The sequence below is a fragment of the Streptomyces sp. NPDC052043 genome, from assembly GCF_044548235.1.
Taxonomy (GTDB): domain Bacteria; phylum Actinomycetota; class Actinomycetes; order Streptomycetales; family Streptomycetaceae; genus Streptomyces.
On the sequence record NZ_JBIUBT010000001.1, the window covers coordinates 453,949 to 480,051 of the forward strand.

The window sequence follows — 26,103 nt, forward strand, 5'->3', positions numbered from 1 at the left end:
GCCCAGCCCAACTCCCTGATCTTGCAAAAGGTGTCGAACCATGACAGTCGCCATCGACCGCGCGACCGGCAAACGCCGCGGTGACCGCGCGCCTCGGCCCGGGCTGGGGCAGCGCCTGAAGAACAGCTTCCAGAAGTACTGGTACGCCTACGCGATGATCACGCCGGTGGTCGTCGTGCTCGGCGGCATCGTGGGCTACCCCCTGGTGCGGGGCTTCTACCTGACCCTCACCGACGCCAACAGCCTCAACTCGGCGCGCACCATCGGCGTCAACCACATCGAGGCCACCTACCGGTTCATCGGGCTGGACAACTACCAGGACATCCTCTTCGGCCCGACCGCGTACGACCGGTTCTGGTCGCACTTCCTGTGGACCGTCTTCTGGACGGCCGCCTGCGTGTTCCTGCACTACAGCATCGGCCTCGGCCTCGCGATGATGCTCAACCAGAAGCTGCGCGGCCGCACCATCTACCGGCTGCTGCTGGTCCTGCCCTGGGCCGTGCCGACCTTCGTCACGGTCTTCTCCTGGCGGATCATGCTCGCCGACTCCGGTGTGCTCAACCAGGTGCTCGGCAGTCTGCACCTGCCCCAGCCGCAGTGGCTGGAGGACACCTTCTGGCAGCGGTTCGCCGCGATCATGGTCAACACCTGGTGCGGTGTGCCGTTCATGATGCTCTCGCTCCTCGGCGGCCTGCAGTCCATCGACTCCTCGCTCTACGAGGCCGCGGAGATGGACGGCGCGAGCGCCTGGCAGCGGTTCCGGTACGTCACGCTGCCCGGTCTGCGCTCGGTCAGCTCCACCGTGGTGCTGCTCGGCATCATCTGGACCTTCAACCAGTTCGTCATCATCTTCCTGCTCTTCGGCACCACCAGCGCGCCCGACGCCCAGATCCTCGTCACCTGGGCCTACCGCCTGGGCTTCGGACAGCAGCCGCGCGAGTTCGCCCAGTCCGCCGCGTACGGCGTACTGCTGCTGTCGATCCTCACCGTCTTCACCTCCTTCTACTTCCGCTGGCTGAAGCGCAATGACCAGCTCGCCGTCTGACGCCGCAGGAGCCGCCGCCATGAGCACCACGACCCTCGAAAAGACACCGGCCGGACCGGCGTCCGCCCCGCCGCCCCCGCGCCGGACCCGCCGGCGGGGCGAGCGTGGCCCGCTCGGCAGCGCCCTCCTGCACGGCGGCCTCGTCCTGGCGAGCCTCATCGCGCTGGCCCCGGTGGCCTGGCTGTTCTTCCTGTCCCTCGGCCCGGACAAGGACGACTACCTGCACCCCGGCAAGATCTTCGGCAAGCTCACCTTCTCCAACTACAGCTTCGTGCTGCAGCACACCGCCTTCTTCGACTGGCTCAAGTCGACGATGATCGTGGCCCTCGGCACCACCCTGGTCGGTGTCTTCGTCGCCGCCACCACCGGCTACGCGGTCTCGCGCATGCGCTTCCCCGGCTACAAGCAGCTGATGTGGGTGCTGCTGCTCACCCAGGCCTTCCCGATCGCCATCCTGATCGTGCCGATGTACGAGATCTTCGGCCAGCTCGGTCTCATCGACACCTACTGGGCCCTGATCGTCATCAACTGCACCACGGCCGTCCCCTACAGCGCCTGGCTGCTCAAGGGGTACTTCGACACCATCCCCTTCGAGATCGACGAAGCGGGACGCGTGGACGGGCTCAGCCCCTTCGGCACCTTCGTGCGGCTCATCCTGCCCCTGGCCCGCCCGGGACTGGCCGTCGCGGCCTTCTACAACTTCATCACCGCCGTCGGCGAGGTCGCGTTCGCCACCACCTTCATGCTGGACGACTCCAAGTACACCTTCGCGGTCGGCCTGCAGAGCTTCGTCAGCGAGCACGACGCCCAGTGGAACTACATGGCCGCAACCGCGGTGTTGATCGCGATTCCCGTGTCGGTCTTCTTCTACCTTGTCCAGAAAAACCTCGTCACGGGCCTCACCGCGGGCGGCACCAAGGGCTGACCCCCACACGCGCCGGACAACGGCTCCCGCGCGCCTGACCTGCGCGGGTGGCGGCCGCGGTGCACTTCCCCCGGCTCTTCGAGCAGGGGGAACCCCCGGCCCCGCCGGCACCGCGGCCGCCTCTTCACCCGGACGCCGTCGCCCGCACCCATGACAAGCAAGCGCCCCGAGCTCTCGCCCTCGCCCGAGCCGGGGCACCCCCGACGCACCAAGGACGCCATGAGCAAGCAGCACTTCCCGGCCGAATCCCCCCTCTCCGAAGCGGCTGCCACCACCGTCGCCCGGCGCCGCGACTGGTGGCGGGACGCGGTGATCTACCAGGTCTATCCGCGCAGCTTCGCCGACAGCAACGGCGACGGCATGGGCGACCTGGAGGGCGTACGCTCCCGCCTGCCGTACCTGCGCGACCTCGGTGTGGACGCCGTCTGGCTCAGCCCGTTCTACGCCTCCCCGCAGGCCGACGCCGGCTACGACGTCGCCGACTACCGTGCCGTCGACCCCATGTTCGGCAACCTGCTGGACGCCGACGCGCTGATCCGCGACGCCCACGCGCTGGGCCTGCGGGTCATCGTCGACATCGTGCCCAACCACTCCTCCGACCAGCACGAATGGTTCAAGCGCGCGCTCGCGGAGGGCCCCGGCTCCCCGCTGCGCGACCGCTACCACTTCCGCCCCGGCAAGGGCGCCGACGGCGAACTCCCGCCCAACGACTGGGAGTCCATCTTCGGCGGCCCCGCCTGGACCAGGGTCACCGAGCCGGACGGCACCCCGGGCGAGTGGTACCTGCACCTGTTCGCGCCCGAGCAGCCCGACTTCAACTGGGACCACCCGGCCGTCGGCGACGAGTTCCGCTCGATCCTGCGGTTCTGGCTCGACATGGGCGTCGACGGCTTCCGCATCGACGTGGCCCACGGCCTGGTCAAGGCCGAGGGCCTGCCCGACCTCGGCTCCCACGACCAGCTGAAGCTGCTGGGCAACGATGTCATGCCGTTCTTCGACCAGGACGGCGTGCACGCGATCTACCGCCAGTGGCGGCACATCCTCGACGAGTACTCCGGCGACCGGATTTTCGTCGCCGAGGCGTGGACCCCGACCGTCGAGCGCACCGCGAACTACGTGCGCCCCGACGAACTGCACCAGGCGTTCAACTTCCAGTACCTGGGCACCGACTGGGACGCCGACCTGCTCCGCGAGGTCATCGACCGCACCCTCGAGTCCATGCGCCCGGTCGGCGCCCCGGCCACCTGGGTGCTGTCCAACCACGACGTCACCCGGCACGCCACCCGCTTCGCCAACCCGCCCGGCCTCGGCACCCAGATCCGCAGCGCCGGCGACCGCGAGCTGGGTCTGCGCCGGGCCCGCGCGGCCACGCTGCTGATGCTGGCGCTGCCCGGCTCGGCGTACGTCTACCAGGGCGAGGAACTGGGTCTGCCGGACGTCGTGGACCTGCCGGACGAGGTGCGCCAGGACCCGGCGTACTTCCGGGGCGAGGGCCAGGACGGGTTCCGCGACGGATGCCGGGTGCCGATCCCGTGGACCCGCGAGGGCTCCTCCTACGGGTTCGGCGGCGGGGGCAGCTGGCTCCCGCAGCCCGCGCACTGGGGCCGGCTGAGCGTGCAGGCCCAGGAAGGCGTGCCGGGCTCCACCCTGGAGCTGTACCGCGCGGCCCTCGCCGCCCGCCGCACCCACCCCGACCTGGGCGCCGGCGAGGTGGTGGAGTGGCTGCGCGCGCCCGAGGGCGTCCTCGCCTTCCGGCGCGGAGAGTTCGTCTGCGTGGCGAACACGACCGGCGAGTCGGTGACCACCCCGGCGTACGGCCGTGTGCTGCTCACGAGCGGCGAGGTGACGGAGGCGGACGGCGAGGCGAAGATCCCGTCCGACACGACGGTGTGGTGGACCACGGCCTGACCTCGGCTACCTGACGGGGACAGGTCACAGTTTCACATCAACTCCCCGCGGCCCGCTGCCCGTTGAGGCAGCGGGCCTTCTACCATCCGGGGTCATCGACTTGCTGAACCTTTCAGCAAGAGCCTTCAACGACGAAGGAACCCCCACATGACCCTTCGCAGAGCCCTTGCATCCGCGGCCGCCCTCGCCGCGGGCGCCTCGCTCGCCCTCACGACGCCCGCCGCTGCCTCCCCACCCGGCACCAAGGACGTCACCGCGGTCCTCTTCGAGTGGAACTTCGCCTCGGTGGCCAAGGAGTGCGCGAACACCCTCGGCCCGGCCGGCTACGGCTACGTCCAGGTCTCCCCGCCCGCCGAGCACATCCAGGGCTCGCAGTGGTGGACGTCGTACCAGCCGGTGAGCTACAGGATCGCCGGGCGGCTCGGTGACCGTGCCGCCTTCCAGAACATGGTCAACACCTGCCACGCGGCCGGTGTGAAGGTCGTCGTCGACACGGTCATCAACCACATGTCGGCGGGCAGCGGCACCGGCACCGGCGGCTCTCCGTACACGAAGTACGACTACCCGGGCCTGTACTCGGACAACGACTTCAACGACTGCCGGGCCGAGATCACGAACTACCAGGACCGCTGGAACGTCCAGAACTGCGAACTGGTGGGCCTCGCCGACCTGAAGACCGGGTCGGAGTACGTCCGCCAGACCATCGCCGGCTACCTGAACGACCTGCTCTCCCTGGGCGCCGACGGCTTCCGCGTCGACGCGGCCAAGCACATCCCGGCCGACGACCTCGCGAACATCAAGTCCCGCCTGACGAACCCGTCCGCCTACTGGAAGCAGGAGTTCATCTACGGCGCGGGCGAGCCGATCCAGCCGACCGAGTACACCCGCAACGGCGACGTCCAGGAGTTCCGCTACGCCGACGACCTCAAGCGGGTCTTCAAGAGCGAGAAGCTCGCCTACCTCCAGAACTACGGAGAGGGCTGGGGCTACCTGAGCAGCTCGGTGGCCGGCGTCTTCGTCGACAACCACGACACCGAGCGCAACGGAGCGACGCTGAACTACAAGGACGGCGCCGACTACACCCTGGCCAACGTCTTCATGCTCGCCTGGCCCTACGGCGCCCCCGACATCAACTCGGGCTACGAGTGGTCCGACCCGGACGCCGGTCCGCCGGGCGGCGGCTGGGTCGACGCCTGCTGGCAGGGCGGCTGGAAGTGCCAGCACGCCTGGCCGGAGATCGCGTCCATGGTCGCCTTCCGCAACGCCACCCGCGGCCAGCCGGTCACCGACTGGTGGGACAACGGCAACAACCTCATCACCTTCGGCCGCGGCAGCAAGGGGTACGTGGTCGTCAACCACGAGAACACGACGGCCGACCGTTCCTACCAGACCTCGCTGCCCGCGGGCACCTACTGCGACGTGCAGGGCAACAGGACCGTCACGGTGGACGGCAACGGCTGGTTCCAGGCATCCGTCGCCCCGAACACCGCCCTCGCCCTCTACGCGGGCAAGTCGAGCTGCTGACGACCCCGCGCCCGCTCCTGCGGCCGGTCGAGCCGGACGAGATACCGGCTCGACCTCCGGGTTGAAAAGAGTTGCTGTGAGTTTCAGGGGTCTTGCTGTAAGCCTTGCGCAGGCGATACGGTCGCGCCCACGCCCGGCGGCGGCGTCGCAGCCGGAGCGAGGGGCCGCATTCAAGTGAGCCGTACCGCCAAGGAGTTCATCCCGTGATACCGAGATGGCCGGCGCCCTCGCGGCGCCGCACCCCGTCAGGCAGACGCGTCGCCGCCGTCACCGCGGCCGCGATTGCCGCAGCCCTCCTCCCGCCGTTGACGGCGCGGGCCGCCGAAAAGCCGCCCGCGCCGCCCTCGGACGCGAGGCTCGCAGCCGAGCCCGCCCGGCACGACAGCACCCGCGAGCAGTTCTACTTCGTCCTGCCGGACCGTTTCGCCAACGGGGACACCGCCAACGACCGGGGCGGACTGACCGGTTCACGGCTCGTCACCGGATACGACCCCACCGACAAGGGCTTCTACCAGGGCGGCGACCTCAAGGGCCTGACGAACCGGCTCGACTACGTCAAGGGCCTGGGCACCACGGCCATCTGGCTGGCGCCGATCTTCAAGAACCAGCCCGTGCAGGGAACGGGCAAGGACGCCTCCGCCGGCTACCACGGTTACTGGATCACCGACTTCACCCAGGTCGACCCGCACTTCGGCACCAACAAGGACCTCGAAACCCTCATCTCCAAGGCACACGCCAAGGGCATGAAGGTCTTCTTCGACGTCATCACCAACCACACCGCCGACGTCATCGACTACGCGGGCGGCTCCCACGAGTACCTCTCCAAGGGCGCCTTCCCGTATCTGACGAAGGACGGGCGCCCGTTCGACGACGCCGACCACGCCGCCGGCGGCACGAAGTTCCCCGCCGTCGACACCTCCTCCTTCCCGCGTACCCCGGTCGTCCCGGCCGCCGAGAAGAACCTCAAGGTCCCGTCGTGGCTCAACGACCCGACGATGTACCACAACCGCGGTGACTCCACCTACACCGGCGAGAACTCCACCTACGGCGACTTCGCCGGCCTCGACGACCTGTGGACCGAGCGTCCCGAGGTGGTCAGCGGCATGGAGAAGATCTACCAGCGCTGGGTGCGGGACTTCGACGTCGACGGCTTCCGCATCGACACCGTCAAGCACGTCAACATGGAGTTCTGGACCCAGTGGGCGACCGCGCTCGACACGTACGCCGCGCAGCACGGCCGTAAGAACTTCTTCATGTTCGGCGAGGTCTACTCCTCCGACACCTCGGACAACGCTCCCTACGTCACCGAGGGCCGCCTCGACGCCACGCTCGACTTCCCCTTCCAGGACGCGGTCCGCGCCTACGCCTCCCAGGGCGGCAGCGCGAAGCGGCTCGCGGGCGTCCTCGGCGACGACTACAAGTACACGACCGACAAGGCCAACGCCTACGAGCAGGTCACCTTCCTCGGCAACCACGACATGGGCCGCATCGGGTACTTCCTCAAGCAGGACAACCCCGAGGCGACCGACGCCGAACTGCTCGCCAAGGACAGGTTCGCCAACGAGGTGATGTTCCTCAGCCGCGGCAACCCCGTCGTCTACTACGGCGACGAGCAGGGCTTCACCGGCTCCGGCGGCGACAAGGACGCCCGCCAGACCATGTTCGCCTCCCAGGTCGCCGACTACCTCGCCGACGAGCGGATCGGCACCGACCGCACCCACGCGAGCGACGCCTACGACACCGCCGCGCCGCTCTACCGGCAGATCGCCGATCTGGCCAAGCTCCGCAAGGACAACCCGGCGCTGACGGACGGCGTCCAGACCGAGCGGTACGCGGCGGACGGCGCCGGCGTCTACGCCGTCACCCGCACGGACGCCAGGAGCGGGGCCGAGTACGTCGTCGCCTTCAACAACGCCGACCAGGCGAGGACGGCGACCTTCGCCACCGGCTCGGCGAAGATGACGTACCGCGGCATCCACGGCACCAGGGCCGCCGTCACCTCCGACGCCGACCGCAAGGTCACCGTCACCGTCCCCGCCGGATCCGCCGTCGTCCTCAAGGCGGCCGGCCCCCTCGACCGGCCCGCCACCAAGCCGGACGTCACCCTCACCGCACCCGCCGCCGGCGCCACCGGCACCGTCGAGCTGGACGCCGACGTCGCCGGCGGGCAGCTCGACCGGGTCGTGTTCGCCGCCCAGGTCGGCAACGGCCCCTGGCAGGTGCTCGGCACCGCCGACCACGCCCCCTACAAGGTCACCCAGAACCTGGCCGCGACCGTCCCGGCCGGCACCGCCCTGCGCTACAAGGCGGTCGTCGTCGACTCCGCCGGCCGCACGGCGAGCGCGACCGCCACCTCCACCACCGGCACCCCGCCCGCCCCCGAGGCCCCCACCGCCGCCTCCCGCGACTACGCGATCGTCCACTACAAGCGTGCCGACGGCGACTACGCGAACTGGGGCCTGTACGCGTGGGGCGACCTCGCCGACGGCGAGTCGACCACCTGGCCGGACAGCCACCCCTTCACCGGCCGCGACGCCTACGGCGCCTTCGCCTACGTCAGGCTGAAGCCGGGCGCCTCCGACGTCGGCTTCCTCGTCATCGACAAGGACGGGACCAAGGACGTCTCCGCCGACCGGTCCATCGACGTCACCCGAACGGGCGAGGTCTGGGTCGAGCAGGGAGAGGAGGCCGTACGGACCGAGCGGCCCACGGCCGACTACCCCGCGCAGGACACGACCAGGGCGGTCCTCCACTACCACCGCCCGGACGGCGACTACGACGGCTGGGGCCTGCACGTGTGGACCGGCGCCGCCGACCCCACCGACTGGTCGAAACCGCTCCGGCCGGTCAAGACTGACTCCTATGGCGCGGTCTTCGAGGTACCGCTCACCGACGGTGCCACCAGCCTCAACTACATCGTCCACAAGGGCGACGACAAGGACCTCCCCACCGACCAGTCCCTGGACCTCACGGCGGCCAACGGCCACGAGGTCTGGCTGATGAGCGGCCAGGACAAGCCCCTGCTGCCGCAGCCCGTCGGCGGCGCGGGCGCCCTCGACCTCACCACCTCCAAGGCGGTCTGGATCGACCGGGACACGGTGGCCTTCAACGGCGCGGAAGGCGCCGCCTCCACCCAACTGGTCTCCTCCCACGACGGCTCGATCACCGTCCAGGACGGGACGCTGACCAGCGACGACGAGCGCTGGCTGCGGCTGTCCAGGACCACGCTGACCGACGCGCAGAAGGCGAAGTTCCCGCATCTGAGCGACTACACCGCCTGGTCCGTCGACCCGCGCGACCGCGACCGGGTGCGCCAGGCCCTCGGCGGACAGATCGTGGCCTCGCAGCGGGCCGCGAACGGCGCCGTGCTTGCGGCCACAGGCGTCCAGATCGCCGGCGTCCTGGACGACCTGTACGACGCGACCGGCGCCGACCTCGGGCCGACCTTCCACAACGGCCGTCCCACGCTGGCCGTGTGGGCGCCGACCGCGCAGCACGTGGCACTGGAACTCGACGGCTCCACGGTCGCCATGAAGCGCGACGACCGCACCGGCGTCTGGTCCGTCACCGGGCCCGCGTCCTGGAAGAACAAGCCCTACCGGTACGTGGTGAAGGTCTGGGCGCCCACCGTCCGCAAGGTCGTCACCAACAAGGTCACCGACCCCTACTCGGTCGCCCTCACCGCGAACTCCGAGCGCAGCCTCGTCGTCGACCTGGACGACAAGGCACTGGCCCCGAGCGGCTGGTCGGGCCTGGCCAAGCCCAAGGCCGTACCGCTGCGGGACGCCCGGATACAGGAACTGCACATCCGGGACTTCTCCGTCGCGGACCGGACGGTCCGGGACCGGGACCGGGGCACCTACCTGGCCTTCACCGACCAGAACAGCGACGGCTCCCGGCACCTGCGGGAGCTGGCGAAGGCCGGCACGTCGTACGTGCACCTGCTGCCCGCCTTCGACATCGCCACCATCCCGGAGAGGAAGGCCGACCAGGCGACCCCGGACTGCGACCTGGCCTCCTACCCGGCCGACTCCGACCAGCAGCAGGCCTGCGTGGCGCGGACCGCCTCCCAGGACGCCTACAACTGGGGCTACGACCCCTACCACTACACGGTCCCCGAGGGCTCCTACGCCACCGACCCGGACGGCACGGCCCGTACCGTCCAGTTCCGGCAGATGGTCAAGGCGCTCAACCAGGACGGGCTGCGGGTCGTCATGGACGTCGTCTACAACCACACGGCGGCGAGCGGCCAGGCGGACACCTCCGTCCTCGACAAGGTGGTCCCCGGCTACTACCAGCGGCTCCTCGCCGACGGCTCGGTGGCCGACAGCACCTGCTGCGCGAACACCGCGCCCGAGAACGCCATGATGGGCAAGCTCGTCGTCGACTCGGTCGTCACCTGGGCCAAGGAGTACAAGGTCGACGGCTTCCGCTTCGACCTCATGGGCCACCACCCGAAGGCCAACATCCTCGCCGTGCGCAAGGCGCTCGACGCGCTCACGCTCAAGAAGGACGGCGTGGACGGCAGGAACATCATCCTGTACGGGGAGGGCTGGAACTTCGGCGAGATCGCCGACGACGCGAGGTTCGTGCAGGCCACGCAGAAGAACATGGGCGGCACGGGCATCGCCACCTTCTCCGACCGGGCCCGTGACGCGGTACGCGGCGGCGGCCCCTTCGACGACGACCCCGGCGTCCAGGGCTTCGCCTCCGGCCTCTACACCGACCCCAACTCCTCGGCGAGCAACGGCACCCCGGCCGAGCAGAAGGCCCGCCTGCTGCACTACCAGGACCTGATCAAGGTCGGATTGAGCGGCAACCTCGCCGCGTACCGCTTCACCGACACCGGCGGCAAGCAGGTCAACGGCGCCGAGGTCGACTACAACGGCGCGCCCGCCGGGTACGCGGACGCCCCCGGCGACGCCCTCGCCTACGTCGACGCGCACGACAACGAGTCGCTGTTCGACGCCCTGGCCTACAAGCTGCCGAAGGACACCTCGGCGGACGACCGGGCCCGCATGCAGGTACTGGCCATGGCGACGGCCACGCTGTCGCAGGGTCCCGCACTGTCCCAGGCCGGCACCGACCTGCTGCGCTCGAAGTCCCTCGACCGCAACTCCTACGACAGCGGCGACTGGTTCAACGCCGCCCATTGGAACTGCGCCGACGGCAACGGCTTCGGGCGCGGGCTGCCCATGGCGGCCGACAACCAGGACAAGTGGCCCTACGCCAAGCCGCTGCTCGCCTCCGTCACGGTGGGCTGCCCGCAGATCCAGGGCGCCTCGGCCGCGTACCGGGACCTGCTGCGCATCCGCACCACGGAGGGGGCCTTCTCCCTGGCCACGGCCGCGCAGGTGCAGCAGAAGCTGTCCTTCCCGCTGTCGGGCGGCGACGAGACACCCGGCGTGATCACCATGAGGCTCGGTGACCTGGTCGTGGTGTTCAACGCCACGCCCGAACGGCAGCGGCAGCGCGTCGCGGAACTCGCGGGGACCGCCTACCGGCTGCACCCGGTGCAGACGGCGGGCGCCGATCCGGTGGTGAAGACCTCGTCGTACGAGAGGGCGACCGGGACGTTCACGGTCCCGGCGCGTACGGTCGCGGTGTTCAGGAACTAGCGGTTCGACGCCTAGCGCGCGCGGCTGGGAAGCGGCGCTAGGAGGCAAGTCGGACGAGCCGGCCGACCAGGTCCATGAAGGGGCCCTCGGCCGGCTCGTCCGCGAAGACGCGGCGCATGAGTACGCCCATCTCCTCGTCGTGGGCGGCGCTGACCGCGACGAGCGCGCCGAAGTCGTGCACCAGTTGGAGCTCCAGCTCGGCGCGCGGGATGCGCCGGCCGTCCAGCCAGATCAGCGCCGTCGACTCGGCGAGCGAGATCCACGAGCGGACGACCAGTTCCAGTCGCGCGGGCGGCTCCCCGATCCCGAGATGCGAGAGGATCTGCTCGTACGCGGCCTGCCGCACGGAGTCGATGAGCGCGTTCGTCTTCGACGAGCCGACAGCCGGTCCGCCCCGCATCAGGGCCGAGAAGCCGGGCCCGTGCTCGTCCACGAAGTCGAAGAACCGGCGCATCACCCGCAGCAGCCGCACCCCCAGCGGGCCCTCGTGCGGCTCCGTGAACCGGCTCGCCAGATCCTCCGAGGCGCGTTGCAACGCGGCCTCGTACAGGCTGAGTTTGCCCGGGAAGTAGTGGTAGACCAGCGGGCGCGAGATGCCCGCGGCCGACGCTATCTCGTCGATGGAGACCTCGTCGGGCGAGCGGCGGCTGAACAGTTCGAGGGCGACGCCGATCAACTGCTGCCGTCGTTCCTCGACTCCCATCCTGCGGCGAACCCCGGTAGTCATGCGAACACCTTACCGAGCGGCCCCGGCCCCGAACGGGCCGGAGCGAACCGGAGCGGACCGACCGCGGTGTTCGCCCCCGGCGCTCACACCCTCCCGCGCCGGCCGGTCACTTCTGGCGCAGCACGTCGGCGGACCGGCCGTCGTCCAGCGTTCCCTTCAGGTCGGCCTGGGCGCCCTGCCGGGTCCGTACGGCGAGCAGGTGGCCCTGGGCGGAGGCGCTGACCCCGCCCGTGGCGCTGATCGAGGCGGTGTCCCGGCTGCCGGCCGCGAGCAGGTACCAGGTGCCCGCCTCCGACTTCCACAGCACCCCGGCCAGCACGTGCGGATCGCGGGCGCCGCAGGCGGGCACGTTGTCGGCCTTGGCCGCGACCGCCGCGTACTTCTCGCCGGGGGCGTGGAACTGGGCCAGCGTCCGGGACCCGTCGCCGCGCCAGGTCTCGGCCCGGGTGCACACCCACGCGGCCGTGCCGGTCGCGTCGGGCAGCGGCTGCTCGGCGTACGCCCAGGCGTTGACCGACCGGACGCCCTCCGCGCGCACGGAGGCCAGTGAGCAGGCCAGCGGCGCCCAGGCGCGCAGCCCCGCGGCACCGGACACCCCTTGCGGGGCGTCCGGGCGGCCCGTGGTGAGACGGGCGGGGAGCAGCTCGCCGAGGTCGGCCAGGACCTGCGTGCCCGGTTCGCCGATCAGCTGGAGCACGTTCCACGAGGTGCAGGCGCCGGTCTGCTGGACCGGGCTGGCCAGCGGCCCGGTGACTCCGTTCTTGATGCCGAGGTCCATCGTCTCCGCGTCCGGCTTGAGCAGGTCCCGTTCGGCCGCCGCCGTCACCCAGGGCGCCGTCAGATAGCGGACGTTGCCGTCGGAGCGGCCCAGCACCACCGCGCTCGCCTCCGCGCCGGCGGCGCCGTCGACCCGGGCGAAGTCGAGGGCGGCCCGGGCCGCGGAGTCCTTCGGCTCGGCGTAGCGGGCGATGCGCAGGCCGTCGTAGAAGAGCACCACGTGCGTGTTGTCGACGTCGCCTGCGTAGAGCAGTTGCGGTGGTCCCGCGGGGCCGCCCGAGGCGGTGCCGGGGGTGGCCGAGACCTGTACGGACTCGCCGGGGCGGGCCCAGACCGCGAGGGCGCGGCGCAGCAGGGCCGTGTCCTTGGCCAGGTCGCCGCGGGCCGGCCACACGGACAGGTCGAGGCGCGCGGAGGTCCGCCACGCGGTGGGGGCGATCCTGGTCAGCCTGCCCGGGTCCAGTGCGGCCTCGGCGGAAGGGTTCTGCGCGTAGGCGGGCGCGGCGGCGCCGTCGGGACCCCAGCCGCCGCCCGGCAGGGCGACCAGCGCGCCGCACACGACGAGGGCCAGGGCCGCGGCGAGTGCGGCCCTGGTGTGCTGCCTGCGCCGCTTCAGATCGGTGGGCCGGGCCTGCAGGGAGCAGGGGTCGAACTCGGGGGAGTCGAGGAGCGCGTACTGGGCGGGCAGGCGGTCGGCCTGGCGCAGCGCGGCGGCCGGGTCGGCCACGCCCGCGGCCGTCAGCACCTCCCGCACCGCGGTGTCCGGGAGCCGCTCCAGGCCGCGCAGCACGTAGGCGGCACGGGCCGGCCCGGCCAGGGTCGCCAGCTTCTGGTCCAGGGCGAGTTCCTCGGCGCCGCCCGAACGCGGGAACAGGCGCAGGCCCCACACCAGGGGCAGCAGCGGCGGCAGTTGGACGCGCCTGGACCTGCTCCTGCGCCGGAGCGGGCGGTCCGCTCGCAGCGCCGTGCGGATCACCTGGAGGCGGACGAAGGCGTAGCCCGGGTCGGACTCGCGGCCGGCCGACTGGGCCGGGATCACGGACGCCGAGGACCGGCCCCGCGGCAGCGCCCGCTGCGCCAGCGCGTGCGCGGTCAGCGCGCGGCGGCCGCGCCCGAGTCCGGGCGGCAGCACCAGGTAGGCGAGCCGGACCAGTCGCGGATAGTGCTCGACGAGCGCGGCCTCGGCCCGTTCGGCATCGACGACCGGCCCGGAGGAGGACTTGTGGCGCGGGGCGACATCCTGTGACTGCACGTCCAGGCAAACGAGCGAGCCGGTCCTAGGTCACCCGGCCGCCCCGGCGGTCTCAGTCCTCCGGCTCGACCAGCAGCCGGGCGTAGTTCGCCATCGAGCGCTGGTAGCGGGGCAGATGGGGCGCGAGGGCACCGAGGACCAGGGACAGGCCCTCCCGGTCACGGCCGAGGCTGGACAGGCACAGGGCCAGGGCCGCCCGGACGGCGTCGTCCAACTCGTCGGAGGGCGCCTCCAGTTCGGGCGTGAGCAGCTTGACGCCCTCCTCCGCCCGGCCGGTGTTCCGCAGCGAACTGGCCAGCTGGATGCGGGCCCGGCGGCCCCGGTAGCCGCTCAGCCCGCGCGCCAGCGCCTCCTCGTACAGCGGCACGGCCCGGTCCGAGCGGCCGGTGGAGTCCCAGGCGCAGGCCTGCTCGAACGGGCCGAGCGGGCTGCCGTCCGGAAGTTCGGTGACGAGCGCGTCGATCCGGGCCCGGAACGCGGCCGCCTCGTCCTCGGAGTATGCGTCGAAACGGGCCCATGCGGCGGCCACGCGGTCTTCCCAGTCCTGGTTCACCGGAGCACGCTCGCACGCAGGTGCGGGCGACGTCCACTGGATTGAGCGCGGTGCGCGCCGGAGCCGTATCGAAGGACGGCCCCCTGCCGGGGTCCGGTGCGGGACGCGTGCGGAGCGTGCCGCCGGGAACGGAGTGCCGGAAGCGACCGGAGGAACAGATGAGGGTGACCCGACCGATGCTCGCGGTGGCCGGTGCCGCGGCGGCACTGGCGCTGACGGGGTGCGGCTCCGGCGACGGAGCGGCGGCGAAGGTGCCGCCGACGGCGACCGGCAGTCTGGAGAGCCTGGCCGCCGAGGTGAGGTGCGAGCCGGACATGCAGACCGACGCCGACACCATCCGGCAGGCGATCTGCACCAACGCCACCGGCAAGTTCATCCTGGCCACCTTCGCCACCGACCGCGGCCAGCGGGAGTGGATCAACGACGCCAAGGACTACGGCGGCTCCTACCTCGTCGGCCGCAAGTGGGTCGCCGTCGGCGACAGCGGCGTGGTCACCGCGCTGCGCGCCACTCTCGGCGGTGACGTGGAGACCGGCACCGACCACAGCGCCCACGGCGGCTGAACCGCCGGCCCCGTTTCCCGGGCACACGCGCCCACGGGCCCATGGGCACACGGCGAAGGCCGGCGGCGGGATCTCCCGCCGCCGGCCTTCCTCAACGGATCACCGACGGGTCACCGGCTCCGTGCCTCACTGGCAGCTGCGGCCCGCGTTGACGCAGTTGGCGATCTTGTTCGCCAGGCCGCCGGTCGTGATGCTGATGAAGTCGTCGTGGTCGGTGTGTGCCTTGTGCAGCTGCTCGGGGAACCCGTCGACCGCGTAGGCGTTGGTGACCACACCGTTGTCGACGGTCGGCCGCGGCACGTCGTAGACCAGGCGCATCGTCAGCTGCGGGATGGTCTTGAAGCCGCTCGGGCAGGTGCCGCGCTCGTCGGCGAAGGCCACGTGCGTACGGTGGTTGGCGCTGTCGGTGTTCTGCCCGTCCCAGCAGTTCTGGAAGGCGAACGTGCGGACCATCCTGCTGCCCTCGGGGCAGATCGGGTACTGCTCCGTCAGCTGGACCTTGTTCTCGAAGCCGGTGCAGCTCCAGTGCGCGTTGGCGTTGGCCAGACCGTTGGTCGTGGTCTTGGCGTCACCGGTGATGATGCGCAGGAACTGCGGCATCGCGACGACCTTGCCGGTCGGGCTGCCGACGTACTTGATCTGCGCCTGGAGGGGCTTGAGGATCCGGCCGACGTTGCCCTCCTTGCCACCGCCGTCCGCGTCCTGGTCGAAGTCCTGCGTGCCGTCCTGGACCCGGACCACCGGCCAGTAGTACGACGACAGGTCGTCCTTGTTCTGGCAGCTGCTGCCGCCCTGGAGGAACGTGTCGTTGCTCGCGAACGCGTCGATCTTCTGGTTGCCGACGTAGTCGTGCAGGTGGTGGGCGCCGTTGGCCACACCGGGCGCCACGATCACGTTGTCGGTGTTGTGGTTGCCGTTGGCGTTCACACCGCAGCGCGTGGTGAAGGTGCCGGTCGACGCGTTGCGGTTCTTGCGCGGCTTGGCCGGGACGTTGGGCTGGACCGTGGTGATGTCCACGAAGTCCGCCGCGACCGGGCCGTTTCCGGCCTGACCGCCGGTGCCCTGCTGCCCGTCGCCGTTCTGCCCGTCGCCGTCCGGCTGGCCGCCGTTGTCGCCCGGCTGCCCGGTCTCCTGGCCGTCGTTCTGCCCGGTGTCCTGACCGGCCTCGCCGTCGCCCGCGTCCGTCTGGTCCTGCTCGGCGGGGGTGCCGGTGCAGGGCGCGAGGTCGTCCAGGTTGCCGGGGGTCTTGCCGCCGGCCCGGTCGATCTCCAGCCTGATCCGGTCGAGGATCACCTTCCGCCGGTCCTTCAGCGGACCCAGGATGGAGTTCTGGACGAAGCTCGCGTCCCCGGCCTGCGCGTCGCGTGTGGTGGCCAGCCGCTGGTACGCCTCCGTGATCTGCTGGTCGAGCGTGGCGAGTTCGCCGTCGACCTCCCCACGGGCCTGCTCCGGCACGGCGGTGAGCTTCTGGCCGACGTCCGGGCACGAGATCGTCGCGACCTGCGCGTTGACGGCCTTCGTCCGGTTGCCTCCCCACGCGTCGTTCTTCGACTCGTGCGCGGATGCGTAGTAGTTCGCCCAGACGAGCCCGCCCCCACCGAGCGCTAGGGCCGCCGCTCCGGCTATGGCCTTGGCGGCCAGCGGCATTCGGCGTTTGCGTGTGTTGCGTCCCATGGAACTCCTCTGACTTCCTTGCGGGGCAGCATCGAGGCGCCCGACAGGAGTGAAGCGGCTCCCATGGATACGGACATGGTCCCGGGTGTGTTCAGCCGACCCACGAATTCATGCCCGATCCGTGGGTCGCTCGGGCCACAACGTGCGTGTTTCCACCGGTAGTTGCGGCACCGTCGGTCGAGGGTCCGAACCCGCCTACAGCCCGAGCACCTTCGCCTCGACGAGCGGATCCAGGCCCACCGGAGGCCGGTCCGGCCGCTGGGGAGCCGTACCGCCCAGGCTCTGGAGCCAGGCCCAGGTGTCCGCGACCGTCTCGTCCACGGGGCGGCAGCGCAGACCGGTCGCGAGGGCCCGGCCGACGTCGGCGCCGTGCAGCGCGCGGTGGCCTTCGCTGCCCGGCGGCATCCACACCGGCAGCTCCGTCCAGGGTTCGACGCCCGCGGCGAGAATCGTCTCCGGATCGGTCCAGCGCAGTTCGGTGTCGGCGCCGGTGACCCGCACGCAGGCCTCCAGCAGCTCACCCATCGTCGTGTGCCCCCGTGGGCTGATCATGTTGTACGGCCCGCTCAGCTCCCGCTCCACCGAGCCGAGGATCCACGCGGCGAGGTCGCGGACGTCGATGTACTGGAGGGGCAGGTCCCGCGGACCGGGCGCCAGTACGGGGCCGCCCCGCGCGATCCGGTTCAGCCACCACGGCAGCCGCCCGATGTTCTCGTAAGGTCCCAGGATCAGCCCGGCCCGTACGAGGACCGAGCGGTCCGCCCCGAAGGCCTCCACCGCGCCCAGCTCGGCGCCGAGCTTGTCCTGCGGGTAATCCGTCCGCTCGGCAGCGGGGTCGGCGCCCTCGACCAGCGGCGCCGCCTCGGTGAAGCCGACGGGCGGGGCCCAGGCGTACACCGAACAGGTCGACACGTACACGTACCGGCCGACGCGGTCCCGCAGCAGCCGCGCCGCGTCCCGGACGGCGCGGGGAGCGGCCGACCAGGTGTCGACGACCGCGTCCCACGCGCCGTCCGCCAGGGCCGCGAGCCCGTCGGGCGCGGTGCGGTCGCCGCGCAGCGACCGCGTCCCGGGGACGGGCGCGAGCCGCCCCCGGTTCAGGACCGTCACATCCCAGCCGCGCCCGGCCGCCGCCTCGGCGACGGCCCGCCCCGCGAACTCCGTACCACCCAGCACCAGAAGTCTCATACCGGTGACTGTGCCCGTCAGGGCCGTGGCAGGGAACCGGATTCTGCCCTCGGCAGAGATCAACGTCCGGTCGGCGGAGCGTACTTGTAGCCTACGCGGCGTACGGTCTGGATCGCCCTGCGGTGCTCGGTGCCCAGCTTGCGGCGCACCCGGGCGATGTGGACGTCGACGGTGCGGCCGTCGCCCACATGGCCGTAGCCCCAGACCGTGGTGACCAGCTGGTCGCGGGTGTGCACCCGGTGCGGATGGGCCACGAGATGGGCCAGCAACTCGAACTCCAGGTAGGTGAGGTCGAGTTCGCGGCCGTCCACCTCCGCGACCCGCCGTGCGGTGTCGATGCGGACGAGCGGGTCGCCGGCACCGGGCGCGGCGACGCCGTCCGCGCCGGCCGCCGGCCGGTCCGGCACCGCCGCCGGGAGGAACGGCGGCTGCTGGTCGGCGGGTACGAGCACCAGGTAGCCGACCATCGGCGGCCGGCCCGGCAGCCTGGGCAGGGCGTGCTGCGGAGCCGGCAGCCAGGTGGCGCCGGCCGGCAGGAGATCGGCGATCTCGACGACCTCGTCCCGGTCCACGGCCCGCAGCCGGTGCCGGGCGGACGCGGGGGCGGGGGAGGGGGAAGAACGGGAGGAGGTGAGGTGGGGGAGGGCGGCGTCGGTCAGAGAACGGGTGGTCGCCATGGCAGGTCAGCTCTTTCGCGGGAGAGGTTCGCCGGGGGCCCGACGGCCGCGAGTTCGTGGTCGGGCGCGTCGGGACGTACGTCGTTCCGCGCTGGCCGGAGGCCGGGGTTAAGGCTTCACCGGGCCCGCGCGCTCGGCGCGCGGCAACAGAGCAGGTCGAAGTCGTGATGCTGACGGGAGGGCCAGAACGGCTCGAGGTCGTCGCGACTCGTCGCGACGTACTTCCGGAAGCCGACCACGTCCCCATTGAAGCAGAACCCGGGTCCGGACCGGACCCTCTTCTCACTGCGCGGACACCTTTCCGGCGGGGGCCGGCGCCCGGCGGCGGCCCGGCACCGGCGCCACCCGTGCGGATCAGACCTGTCCGGCCTTCTCCAGGGCGGTGCAGCAGGTGTCGATCAGCAGGCGCGTGACGACGTACGGGTCGACGTTGGCGTTCGGCCGGCGGTCCTCGATGTAGCCCTTGCCGTCCCGCTCGACCTGCCAGGGAATGCGGACCGAGGCGCCGCGGTCGCCTACACCGTAGGAGTACGCGTCCCACGGGGCGGTCTCGTGCAGGCCGGTGAGGCGGTCGTCGATCCCGGCCCCGTAGTTCTTGACGTGGTCCATCGGCCGGGAGCCCTCGCCGAGCGCCTCGCACGCGGTGATGATCGCGGCGTAGCCCTCGGGGCCCTCGCGCATCGCCCTGGTGGAGAAGTTGGTGTGGGCACCGGCGCCGTTCCAGTCGCCCTTGACCGGCTTGGGGTCGAGGGTGGCGGAGATGCCGTGGCCCTCGGCGGTGCGGTAGAGCAGCCAGCGGGCCACCCACAGCTGGTCGGCGGCCTGGAGCGGGGACAGCGGGCCGACCTGGAACTCCCACTGGCCCGGCATGACCTCGGCGTTGATGCCGGAGATGCCGAGCCCCGCCGTCAGGCAGTTGTCCAGGTGGGCCTCGACGATCTCCCGGCCGAAGATCTCGTCGGCGCCGACCCCGCAGTAGTAGCCGCCCTGCGGGGCGGGGAAGCCGCCCTCGGGGAAGCCGAGCGGGCGGGAGCCGTCGAAGAAGGTGTACTCCTGCTCGATGCCGAAGATCGGCTCCTGCGCGGCGAACCGCTCCGCGGCCTCGGCCAGCGCGGCCCGCGTGTTGGACCGGAGCGGGGCGAGCGTGGTGTCGAGGACCTCGCACAGCACGAGGATGTCGTCACCGCCGCGGATCGGGTCCGGGCAGGTGAACACCGGCCGCAGGACGCAGTCGGAGGAGCGGCCCTCGGCCTGGTTGGTGGAGGACCCGTCGAAGCCCCAGAGCGGCAGATCGGCGCCCTTGGCGTCGTCGCCGAGGATCTTCGTCTTGGAACGCAGCTTGGCCGTCGGCTCGGTGCCGTCGATCCAGATGTACTCAGCCTTGAAGGTCACGGGCCATCCTCCGGGGTCTCACTCGCACCGCGCTCACACGCGCCGCGGCGCCGCGGCACGGTGCGCCGCGGCGGCTGTTCAGCAGCGTGTCAACGAGCGGTTTCCCGGCCATTGCCCAACTGTGAACCCCGTGTTACCCGGACCCGATGTGGCACGGTTCACGCGGCGCGATTCCCCTGTCCTGCGGTTCCTGTGCTGCGGGCGTCATCCCACCTTCTCGACCAGCGCGCGCCGGATCAGGAACTTGCCCGGCTCCCTGACCTCCTCGAAGGCCGCGTCGTTGAGCAGCACGCAACTGCCGGAGACGGACGTGACCTTCACCGTGGTGGACTTGTCGTTGTCCAGGTTGGTGACCTTCAGCGTGGTGCCCGCCGGGAACTGGTTGCTGGACGCGGCCGGTGCGCCGCCCTCGCCGGAGAGCGTCACGGTGGAGCCCTGGCAGACCTGCTGGCCGGACGCGGCGACGCCGCCACCGGCGTTCCCGTCCTGCTGACCGGCCCCCTGCCCGTCCTCCTGACCGGGCCCCTGACCGTCCTGCTGCTCGGCCTGCTGCCCGTTCTGCGCCTGCTGCCCGGCGGGGGAGTCCTGAGCCGACCCCCCCACCGTGCACCCGGACGCGGCCTGCTTGCGTTCGATCTCCTCGATGACCGCCTGCCGGTTGGCGATCCGCGCCTCGGACAGCGCGTCCGGGTCGGCCCGCTGGCCGTCGATGAACTTCTGGTTGTTGCCGAGGGCGGTGGCCAGCCCCTGGCAGACCGTCGAGTCCGCGGCGGACAGCGTCCGCGGGGCCTCCGGCTGCGCGGCGTTGGACGTGGCGGCCAGGGCGAAGGCCCCGCCGCCCGCCACCGCCGCGGCCGTGACCAGCAGCGCGACCTTCTTCCTCGTACTGACAGTGCGCCTACGCGACATGCGCGCCTCCTGAAGAGGTGGGGGAGCGTACGCCGCTAGGTACGAGATGCCGAACGAGGTTACTCACCGGTTGCGGCACCAGGCGGAGTGACCTGCGTCACGAGGGAGTTGGCGCGGCTGAGCAACCCCAGGCCCTGCGCGAGGCGGCCGCCCCGCTTGCTGCACCGGCCCTGGACAACCTCCATGCCCCCGAGACGCTCCCCGCCCTGGCCTCGCTCGCCTGAGACGGACCGCCGGCTCAGCCTGCCCTCGCCAGTCCTCACGCGGGTCTTGGTAGACGCGATGAGCGGTGAGCCATCCTGCTTGCTCGATCGGGCAGAACTGAGCCCTCAAGCACGCCCCTGCCCGCATCATGGATCCCCGGGCTTGCTACCGGGGCGAAATCCATGGGTGCCACCACACGGTGTGCAGTCCCTACCACCCCAAGAAGGAGGGCCTTGTGGCCCAGGCTTCTCTGAACTCCCGTAAGGCCCAGGTTGTCTGGGCGATCATTCCCATCGCGCTGGCCGGGTTCGTCCTGGAACTGCCCTTCATCTGGAGAGCGTTGAAGACGAAGAAAGGCGGTGACGTCATGGCGGCGATCGGCTTCGGCATCGCCCAGATCGCGGTCTACGTCGCGATCGCCTCCGACGATGGTGAGCAGGGCGAGGTCAGCAACGTCACCGGTGCCGTGGTGTGGTTCTGTGCCTTTGCGGCCGCCGTTGGCGCGGCGTACCTGTACCGGCCGCTGAGCAAGGAGGAGCGGATGGACCAGATTGCCCAGGACACCCGGCCCGGCTCCACGTACCTGCGCTGACCGACTTTCATCCGGTGGCTGCGCCCGACGCAACGGGTGCAGCCACCGCCCTGGAGCAGGAACTCGCCCATATGTCATCGCTCCGTCGCGCTTGCCCGGAGGGTGGTGTTCGAATTGTCGCCGTCTCACGTACCTCTCGCGCACCTGGTGTGACACGGCGCCAATTCCCGTGCTCACCTGGGCATTTGCGGGCTCCGTGGACTCACCGGATGTCAGTGCCCGGCAGTAGAATTGAGGCAGTGTTCGAGAGCGTCGCAGGGACCCCCTGCGCGGCGCTCCCACCGCGACAGGAGGATGCCTGTGGCCGCTGCCGCACTGAAGCCGAAGCCGTTGCCGACCCAGTCCACCGCGAAGCGTCCCGTCCTGCTCGACCTGCCCTACGAACCCGTGGCGAAGCGGCCGTTGCCGCCGGGACGTCCGCGGGAGTGGTACGTCCTCCACAACCGCCGACTGAAGGCGATGCGGCTCGCCATAGCCCTGCTCGACTCGGGCGTCCACCTGCCGCAGCAGGCCCGCGACGAGACGATCCGCGGTATCGCCGAACTCATCGGCGTGCACCCGCCGTCGGCCACGACGTGTCACATGGTGCGGGCACTGATGCGGTACTCGCGCTGACCCGGACACCGGACGCCGGGTGCCCCGCGGAAGCGGGGCGCCCGGCCCGGCCTACGACGCCGCCAGCTCCTTCTCCAGCGGTGTGCGGAAGCGCGGTGTGACCCGCGTCGGGCCGAGCCGGCTCTCCAGCTCCCGCGCCTGCGAGGCGATCGCCGCCTCCGCCTCCGCGCCCACCCCTTCCCGGTCCAGGATCCGCCAGACGACCTCGCCGTCGGGACGCTGGGCCCAGGCCCCGACGACCCGGCCGTCGCACCACACCGTCGGGCCGACGTTGCCGCTGCCGTCGAACAGGGCCGGCCGCAGCCGGGGCGCGAGGTACCAGTCCCGCTGCTGCCAGCCCATCGCCGTGGGGTCGAGGCCGGGCAGCAGGGCCGTCCACGGCTCGGCCGGACCGGTCACCGGGGCGACGTCGTCCCCGGTGACGTACGCCGTGCCCTCGTCCACCCTCACCTCCCGCGCCCCCGTCGCGGCCAGTGCCCGCCGCACGTCGGTCACCCGCCAGCCCGTCCACCACTTCAGGTCGGCCTCGGTCGCCGGGCCGCAGGCCGCGAGCCAGCGGTGCAGCAGGTCGCTCTGGGCGGCGGCGACATCCAGCTCGGGGTGTTCGGGCGCGAGGGCCCAGCGGAACTGCGTGGACGTCCAGGAGCCGAGCGGCCGGCCCCGGACCACCCTGCCCTCCACGCCCAGGACGCGCAGCAGCCGTGAGGAGACCGTGTGCACGCCCTCGTAGCTCTTCCCGGCCGCGTACGCGAACTGCTCCCGCAGACGCGGCTCGTCCTGGGCGAGCTCGGCGGCCGTGGCCTGCCCGCGGCGGGCCAGCGAGGCAAGCGCCGACTCCTCGACCTCCTTCAGCCAGGCCGCGTCCGGCGCGCCCGCCTTCGCCATGTCCTTGATCAGAGCGGCGCGGGCGCGGGCGGCCACGGCGATCCCGGTCGAGGCGTGCACGACGGCGGTCAGCTCCGCCGGGAAGACGAAGACCGTGTGCCGCATGCCGTGCATCCGGACCAGCGTGCGGTCCTCGTACAGCGCGCGCTCGGTCTGCGGCACCATCCCTGCGGGCTCCGCCAGGCGGGCGCCCACGCCCAGGTACACCGTCGCCGGATCCGTGCCGTGCAGTGCCACCAGCGCCCGAGCGACCTCCTCCGGCGTCTTCGCTCGCGTTGTGGCGGCCAGCCGGTGCCGCAGGGCCAGCCTGGCCCGCCGCTCCGCCACGTCGATGTACCGGGGCTCCCCGCCCATGAGACCTCCGCCCGTAGTGGTGTCTGACAGCATCCTGCCCGACAGCACTGACACCGGGCCCTCGATCCAGCCGTTCGCTCACAGGCCGGGGGCGCCCCACACCGGGAACCAGCGGCTCAGGTCCGGCTCGATGCGCAGGTCGTCGGCCAGGACCGCCTTCACCCGCAGTTCCAGCGGGTTGTCGCGCCGCTGCTGCCGGCCGGCCAGCGGCGCGAACGGGTAGAAGGTGCCGCGCTTGTAGAGGTACACCAGGGCCAGTCGCCGGTCGGCGTCGTCGTGGAAGCCGGCCAGGGAGCACAGGAGCTGGGGGCCGAAGCCGTTGACCTCCATCGCGCTGTTCACCGCGTGCAGGTCGTTGACCAGCTCAGGCAGCTGGTCGGGGGAGCGCCGGGAGACCAGCCAGGAGTAGCCGTAGGAGTCCCGGGACAGCTCCACGGGCGGCCCTTCGCGGTCGGCGTCGGCGTCCAGCAGGGCCTGGACCTCGCGGTGCGTCTGCTCGAAGGCCGCGCCCTCGACCGTGGCGAAGCACACCGCGCCCTGCCCGGTCGGCGTGAAGCCGGCCGCCGCCTGAAGGGTCACGGCCGCCGACGGCAGCGCGAACAGCTGGTCCAGGTCGGGCAGGACGGGTTTGGTACGGCCGAGCAGAATGTCCAGGAGCCCCATCCTCAGCCCGCCTTCCCCGGTGTCGCGGCCTCGCCCAGCTCGGCGGAGATCCGCGCGAGCTGCTCCAGCCGCTGCTCCAGGCTCGGGTGGGTGGAGAACAGCCGGGAGATGCCGGGCTCGGAGCCCAGCGCCGGAGTGAAGTAGAAGGCGTTGAAGGCCTGTGCGGTGCGCAGGTCCTCGGACGGGATGCGGCCGATGTCCCCGGTCACCTTGGTGAGCGCGGAGGCCAGCGCTGAGGGCCGTCCGGTCAGCAGCGCCGCCGCCCGGTCGGCGGCCAGCTCCCGGTACCGGGACAGCGCCCGGATCAGCAGGAAGCTGATCGCGTACACGGCCGCCGAGACCGCCATCACCATGGCGAACAGGGCGAGCGTGTTCTGGTCCTTGCGTCCGCGCCCGCCGAACAGCTCCGAGTAGAAGGCGAACCGTACGACCAGACCCGCGACCACCCCGAGGAAGGAGGCCACCGTGATCACGGCGACGTCCTTGTGCGCCACGTGCGACAGCTCGTGCGCGAGCACGCCCTCGAGTTCGGCCGGCTCCACCCGTCGCAGCAGCCCCGTGGTCACGCACACCACGGCGTTGTCCGGGTTCCGGCCGGTGGCGAACGCGTTCGGCATGTCCATGCTGGACACGGCGACGGTCGGCTTGGGCATGTCCGCCATGGCGCACAGCCGGTCGACCACCGCGTGCAGTTGGGGATACTCCTCCCGCTCCACCACCCGGCCGTGCATCGCGAACAGGGCGATGCGGTCGGAGAACCAGTACTGGGCGGCGAGCACGCCGGCCGCGATCACCACGACCAGCACCCAGGACTTCAGCAGCACGATCAGCACGGCCACGAACGCCACGTACAGCAACCCGAGCAGGAACAGCGTGACACCCATACGTACGGTCAGCCGTCGGTCGCTCCGGAAGCGGCTCTGCATCTCATCACCCCGCAGTCAGGCACTCGTCCCGACATCCAGTGTGCACCTGCGGATGCCCATGAAGGGGTCCCGATCAGCTCCAGGAGGGGCAAAGCCGCCTGTGAGTCCGCGTGTGCGTGCGGTGAGCGCTCCCCGCTGTCCCCGGCCTCCCGGGTCTAGAAGTGGCGGTGGGTCTGGGCGTACCCGAGCAGCACGATCACCGCGGCGACGCAGGCGAGGACCACGACCGTGGATATCCACGAGGAGCGGCGCGGCGCGACAGGGGTCGGGTCGGCGCGGAACGGGACCGGTCCCGGCGGGTTGTGCTTCCAGCGCGCGGCGAGCATCCGGGCACGGGCCGACGGCTCCTTGTGTTCGGCGGCGCGCGCCCACCGGTGATCGAACTCGCGCTCCAGATCATCGTGCTCGGTCATCCCCGTAACCTCTCCGGTCCTTATCCGTCCTTGATACCGACGAGGAATCATCCCCTGACCACGGGAGTCCTGTGAAGCGATCGTCGCTGTGGAGCGATCGCTCAAGATGCTGCCCGGTCGCCGGGAAGCTAGCCTCTATGGGTGAGGACGGCGGTCCGGGAAACAGGCCCGGCGTCGGCCGAAATCCCTGCTCACGGGCCTTGACAGCGCGTCCCGCGCGGGCCCCTGCCGCCAGTACTCGCGGCATCACCCACGACCGCGCCGCCGAACCCTTTCCCGCTGCGGCCGCGGCCCTTCTTCTCGTGCCCGAAACCGCACGAGGGGGTGGAAAGGAAGGTACTTCCATGAAAGCACAGCGTGCTAGGCGACTCGTCACCCTGTCCGCAGTCGGCGTTCTGATGGCGGCCGGCACCGCCGTCGGCACGGCGGGCGCGGCCTCGGCGGCGACCCCGGCGACGACTCCCGCCCATGTCGCGACCCTCTCCGCCGGTGTCCCCCAGGGTGGCGGGTGCGGCTGGTGGTCCCGCTGGTGCGGCGGTTACGGCCGCGGCGGCTTCTACGGCCCCGGCTACGGCTACTACGGCTTCGGCGGCTACTACGGCGGCTACGGCGGCTACGGCGGCTACGGCGGCGGCCCGGTGGTGATCGTGGTGCGCTGACGGCAGCACGAACGAGGGCCGCCCTCCTCACCGGGGGGCGGCCCTCATCGTGGCACCTGT

The 26,103-nt window shown here is 71.4% G+C and carries 21 protein-coding genes; 9 read left to right on the top strand and 12 right to left on the bottom strand.

From position 1 onward, the window contains the following. The first annotated feature begins 40 nt into the window (after positions 1–40). The 5 genes from ACIHCX_RS02030 (at position 41) to pulA (ending at position 11,020) form a co-directional block, all read left to right on the top strand. The gene (locus ACIHCX_RS02030) at positions 41–1,045 is read left to right on the top strand and encodes a carbohydrate ABC transporter permease (RefSeq protein WP_400025691.1); all 1,005 of its coding nucleotides are present in this window, start codon (positions 41–43) and stop codon (positions 1,043–1,045) included. A 19-nt stretch (positions 1,046–1,064) separates the two neighbouring features. Then, complete coding sequence (locus ACIHCX_RS02035) at positions 1,065–1,970, top strand: sugar ABC transporter permease (RefSeq protein WP_400025692.1); 906 nt, start codon at positions 1,065–1,067, stop codon at positions 1,968–1,970. 219 nt (positions 1,971–2,189) lie between these two features. Beyond that, complete coding sequence (locus tag ACIHCX_RS02040) at positions 2,190–3,878, top strand: glycoside hydrolase family 13 protein (RefSeq protein ID WP_400026589.1); 1,689 nt, start codon at positions 2,190–2,192, stop codon at positions 3,876–3,878. A gap of 147 nt (positions 3,879–4,025) precedes the next feature. Next, positions 4,026–5,402, top strand: a complete 1,377-nt coding sequence (locus tag ACIHCX_RS02045; RefSeq protein WP_400025693.1) for an alpha-amylase family protein — start codon at positions 4,026–4,028, stop codon at positions 5,400–5,402. Between the two features lie 203 nt (positions 5,403–5,605). Further along, positions 5,606–11,020, top strand: coding sequence for a pullulanase-type alpha-1,6-glucosidase (pulA, locus tag ACIHCX_RS02050; protein ID WP_400025694.1), 5,415 nt, complete (start codon positions 5,606–5,608; stop codon positions 11,018–11,020). Between the two features lie 37 nt (positions 11,021–11,057). Here pulA and ACIHCX_RS02055 read toward each other — a convergent pair whose 3' ends face one another. From ACIHCX_RS02055 to ACIHCX_RS02065, 3 genes are all read right to left on the bottom strand, one after another. Continuing rightward, positions 11,058–11,747, bottom strand: a complete 690-nt coding sequence (locus ACIHCX_RS02055) for a TetR/AcrR family transcriptional regulator (protein WP_400025696.1) — start codon at positions 11,745–11,747, stop codon at positions 11,058–11,060. Positions 11,748–11,853: 106 nt separating this feature from the next. Then, positions 11,854–13,776, bottom strand: coding sequence for a hypothetical protein (locus tag ACIHCX_RS02060; protein WP_400025697.1), 1,923 nt, complete (start codon positions 13,774–13,776; stop codon positions 11,854–11,856). Positions 13,777–13,828: 52 nt separating this feature from the next. Beyond that, positions 13,829–14,329: a tetratricopeptide repeat protein gene (locus ACIHCX_RS02065; RefSeq protein WP_400025699.1), complete on the bottom strand. Its 501-nt coding sequence runs from the start codon at positions 14,327–14,329 to the stop codon at positions 13,829–13,831. A 158-nt stretch (positions 14,330–14,487) separates the two neighbouring features. On the opposite strand from ACIHCX_RS02065, the gene ACIHCX_RS02070 reads away from it, so the two are divergent. Next, on the top strand, positions 14,488–14,892 hold the full coding sequence (locus ACIHCX_RS02070) for a hypothetical protein (RefSeq protein WP_400025700.1): 405 nt from the start codon (positions 14,488–14,490) through the stop codon (positions 14,890–14,892). Between the two features lie 126 nt (positions 14,893–15,018). Here ACIHCX_RS02070 and ACIHCX_RS02075 read toward each other — a convergent pair whose 3' ends face one another. The 5 genes from ACIHCX_RS02075 to ACIHCX_RS02095 form a co-directional block, all read right to left on the bottom strand. Continuing rightward, complete coding sequence (locus tag ACIHCX_RS02075; RefSeq protein ID WP_400025701.1) at positions 15,019–16,566, bottom strand: DUF1996 domain-containing protein; 1,548 nt, start codon at positions 16,564–16,566, stop codon at positions 15,019–15,021. Between the two features lie 195 nt (positions 16,567–16,761). Continuing rightward, positions 16,762–17,754 carry an NAD-dependent epimerase/dehydratase family protein gene (locus ACIHCX_RS02080; protein WP_400025703.1) on the bottom strand — a complete coding sequence of 331 codons (993 nt, stop codon included), beginning with the start codon at positions 17,752–17,754 and terminating at the stop codon, positions 16,762–16,764. A 59-nt stretch (positions 17,755–17,813) separates the two neighbouring features. After that, positions 17,814–18,431 carry a winged helix-turn-helix domain-containing protein gene (locus ACIHCX_RS02085; protein ID WP_400025704.1) on the bottom strand — a complete coding sequence of 206 codons (618 nt, stop codon included), beginning with the start codon at positions 18,429–18,431 and terminating at the stop codon, positions 17,814–17,816. Positions 18,432–18,785: 354 nt separating this feature from the next. Then, on the bottom strand, positions 18,786–19,823 hold the full coding sequence (gene glnII, locus ACIHCX_RS02090) for a glutamine synthetase (RefSeq protein WP_400025705.1): 1,038 nt from the start codon (positions 19,821–19,823) through the stop codon (positions 18,786–18,788). Positions 19,824–20,027: 204 nt separating this feature from the next. After that, on the bottom strand, positions 20,028–20,732 hold the full coding sequence (locus ACIHCX_RS02095) for a hypothetical protein (RefSeq protein WP_400025707.1): 705 nt from the start codon (positions 20,730–20,732) through the stop codon (positions 20,028–20,030). A 439-nt stretch (positions 20,733–21,171) separates the two neighbouring features. Here ACIHCX_RS02095 and ACIHCX_RS02100 point away from each other — a divergent pair, with 439 nt between their 5' ends. Together ACIHCX_RS02100 and ACIHCX_RS02105 are read left to right on the top strand one after the other, a co-directional pair. Further along, the gene (locus ACIHCX_RS02100) at positions 21,172–21,528 is read left to right on the top strand and encodes a hypothetical protein (protein WP_400025709.1); all 357 of its coding nucleotides are present in this window, start codon (positions 21,172–21,174) and stop codon (positions 21,526–21,528) included. Between the two features lie 300 nt (positions 21,529–21,828). Then, the gene (locus tag ACIHCX_RS02105; protein ID WP_400025710.1) at positions 21,829–22,143 is read left to right on the top strand and encodes a hypothetical protein; all 315 of its coding nucleotides are present in this window, start codon (positions 21,829–21,831) and stop codon (positions 22,141–22,143) included. A gap of 51 nt (positions 22,144–22,194) precedes the next feature. Here the strand turns inward: ACIHCX_RS02105 and ACIHCX_RS02110 are convergent, their stop codons facing one another. The 4 genes from ACIHCX_RS02110 to ACIHCX_RS02125 form a co-directional block, all read right to left on the bottom strand. Then, positions 22,195–23,382 carry a winged helix DNA-binding domain-containing protein gene (locus ACIHCX_RS02110; protein ID WP_400025712.1) on the bottom strand — a complete coding sequence of 396 codons (1,188 nt, stop codon included), beginning with the start codon at positions 23,380–23,382 and terminating at the stop codon, positions 22,195–22,197. A gap of 78 nt (positions 23,383–23,460) precedes the next feature. Next, positions 23,461–24,045: a hypothetical protein gene (locus ACIHCX_RS02115; protein ID WP_400025713.1), complete on the bottom strand. Its 585-nt coding sequence runs from the start codon at positions 24,043–24,045 to the stop codon at positions 23,461–23,463. Positions 24,046–24,047: 2 nt separating this feature from the next. After that, positions 24,048–24,971: a zinc metalloprotease HtpX gene (htpX, locus tag ACIHCX_RS02120; RefSeq protein WP_400025715.1), complete on the bottom strand. Its 924-nt coding sequence runs from the start codon at positions 24,969–24,971 to the stop codon at positions 24,048–24,050. Between the two features lie 155 nt (positions 24,972–25,126). Further along, the gene (locus ACIHCX_RS02125; RefSeq protein WP_400025717.1) at positions 25,127–25,384 is read right to left on the bottom strand and encodes a hypothetical protein; all 258 of its coding nucleotides are present in this window, start codon (positions 25,382–25,384) and stop codon (positions 25,127–25,129) included. Between the two features lie 344 nt (positions 25,385–25,728). On the opposite strand from ACIHCX_RS02125, the gene ACIHCX_RS02130 reads away from it, so the two are divergent. After that, positions 25,729–26,043: a hypothetical protein gene (locus tag ACIHCX_RS02130; protein WP_400025718.1), complete on the top strand. Its 315-nt coding sequence runs from the start codon at positions 25,729–25,731 to the stop codon at positions 26,041–26,043. Positions 26,044–26,103 lie beyond the last annotated feature (60 nt).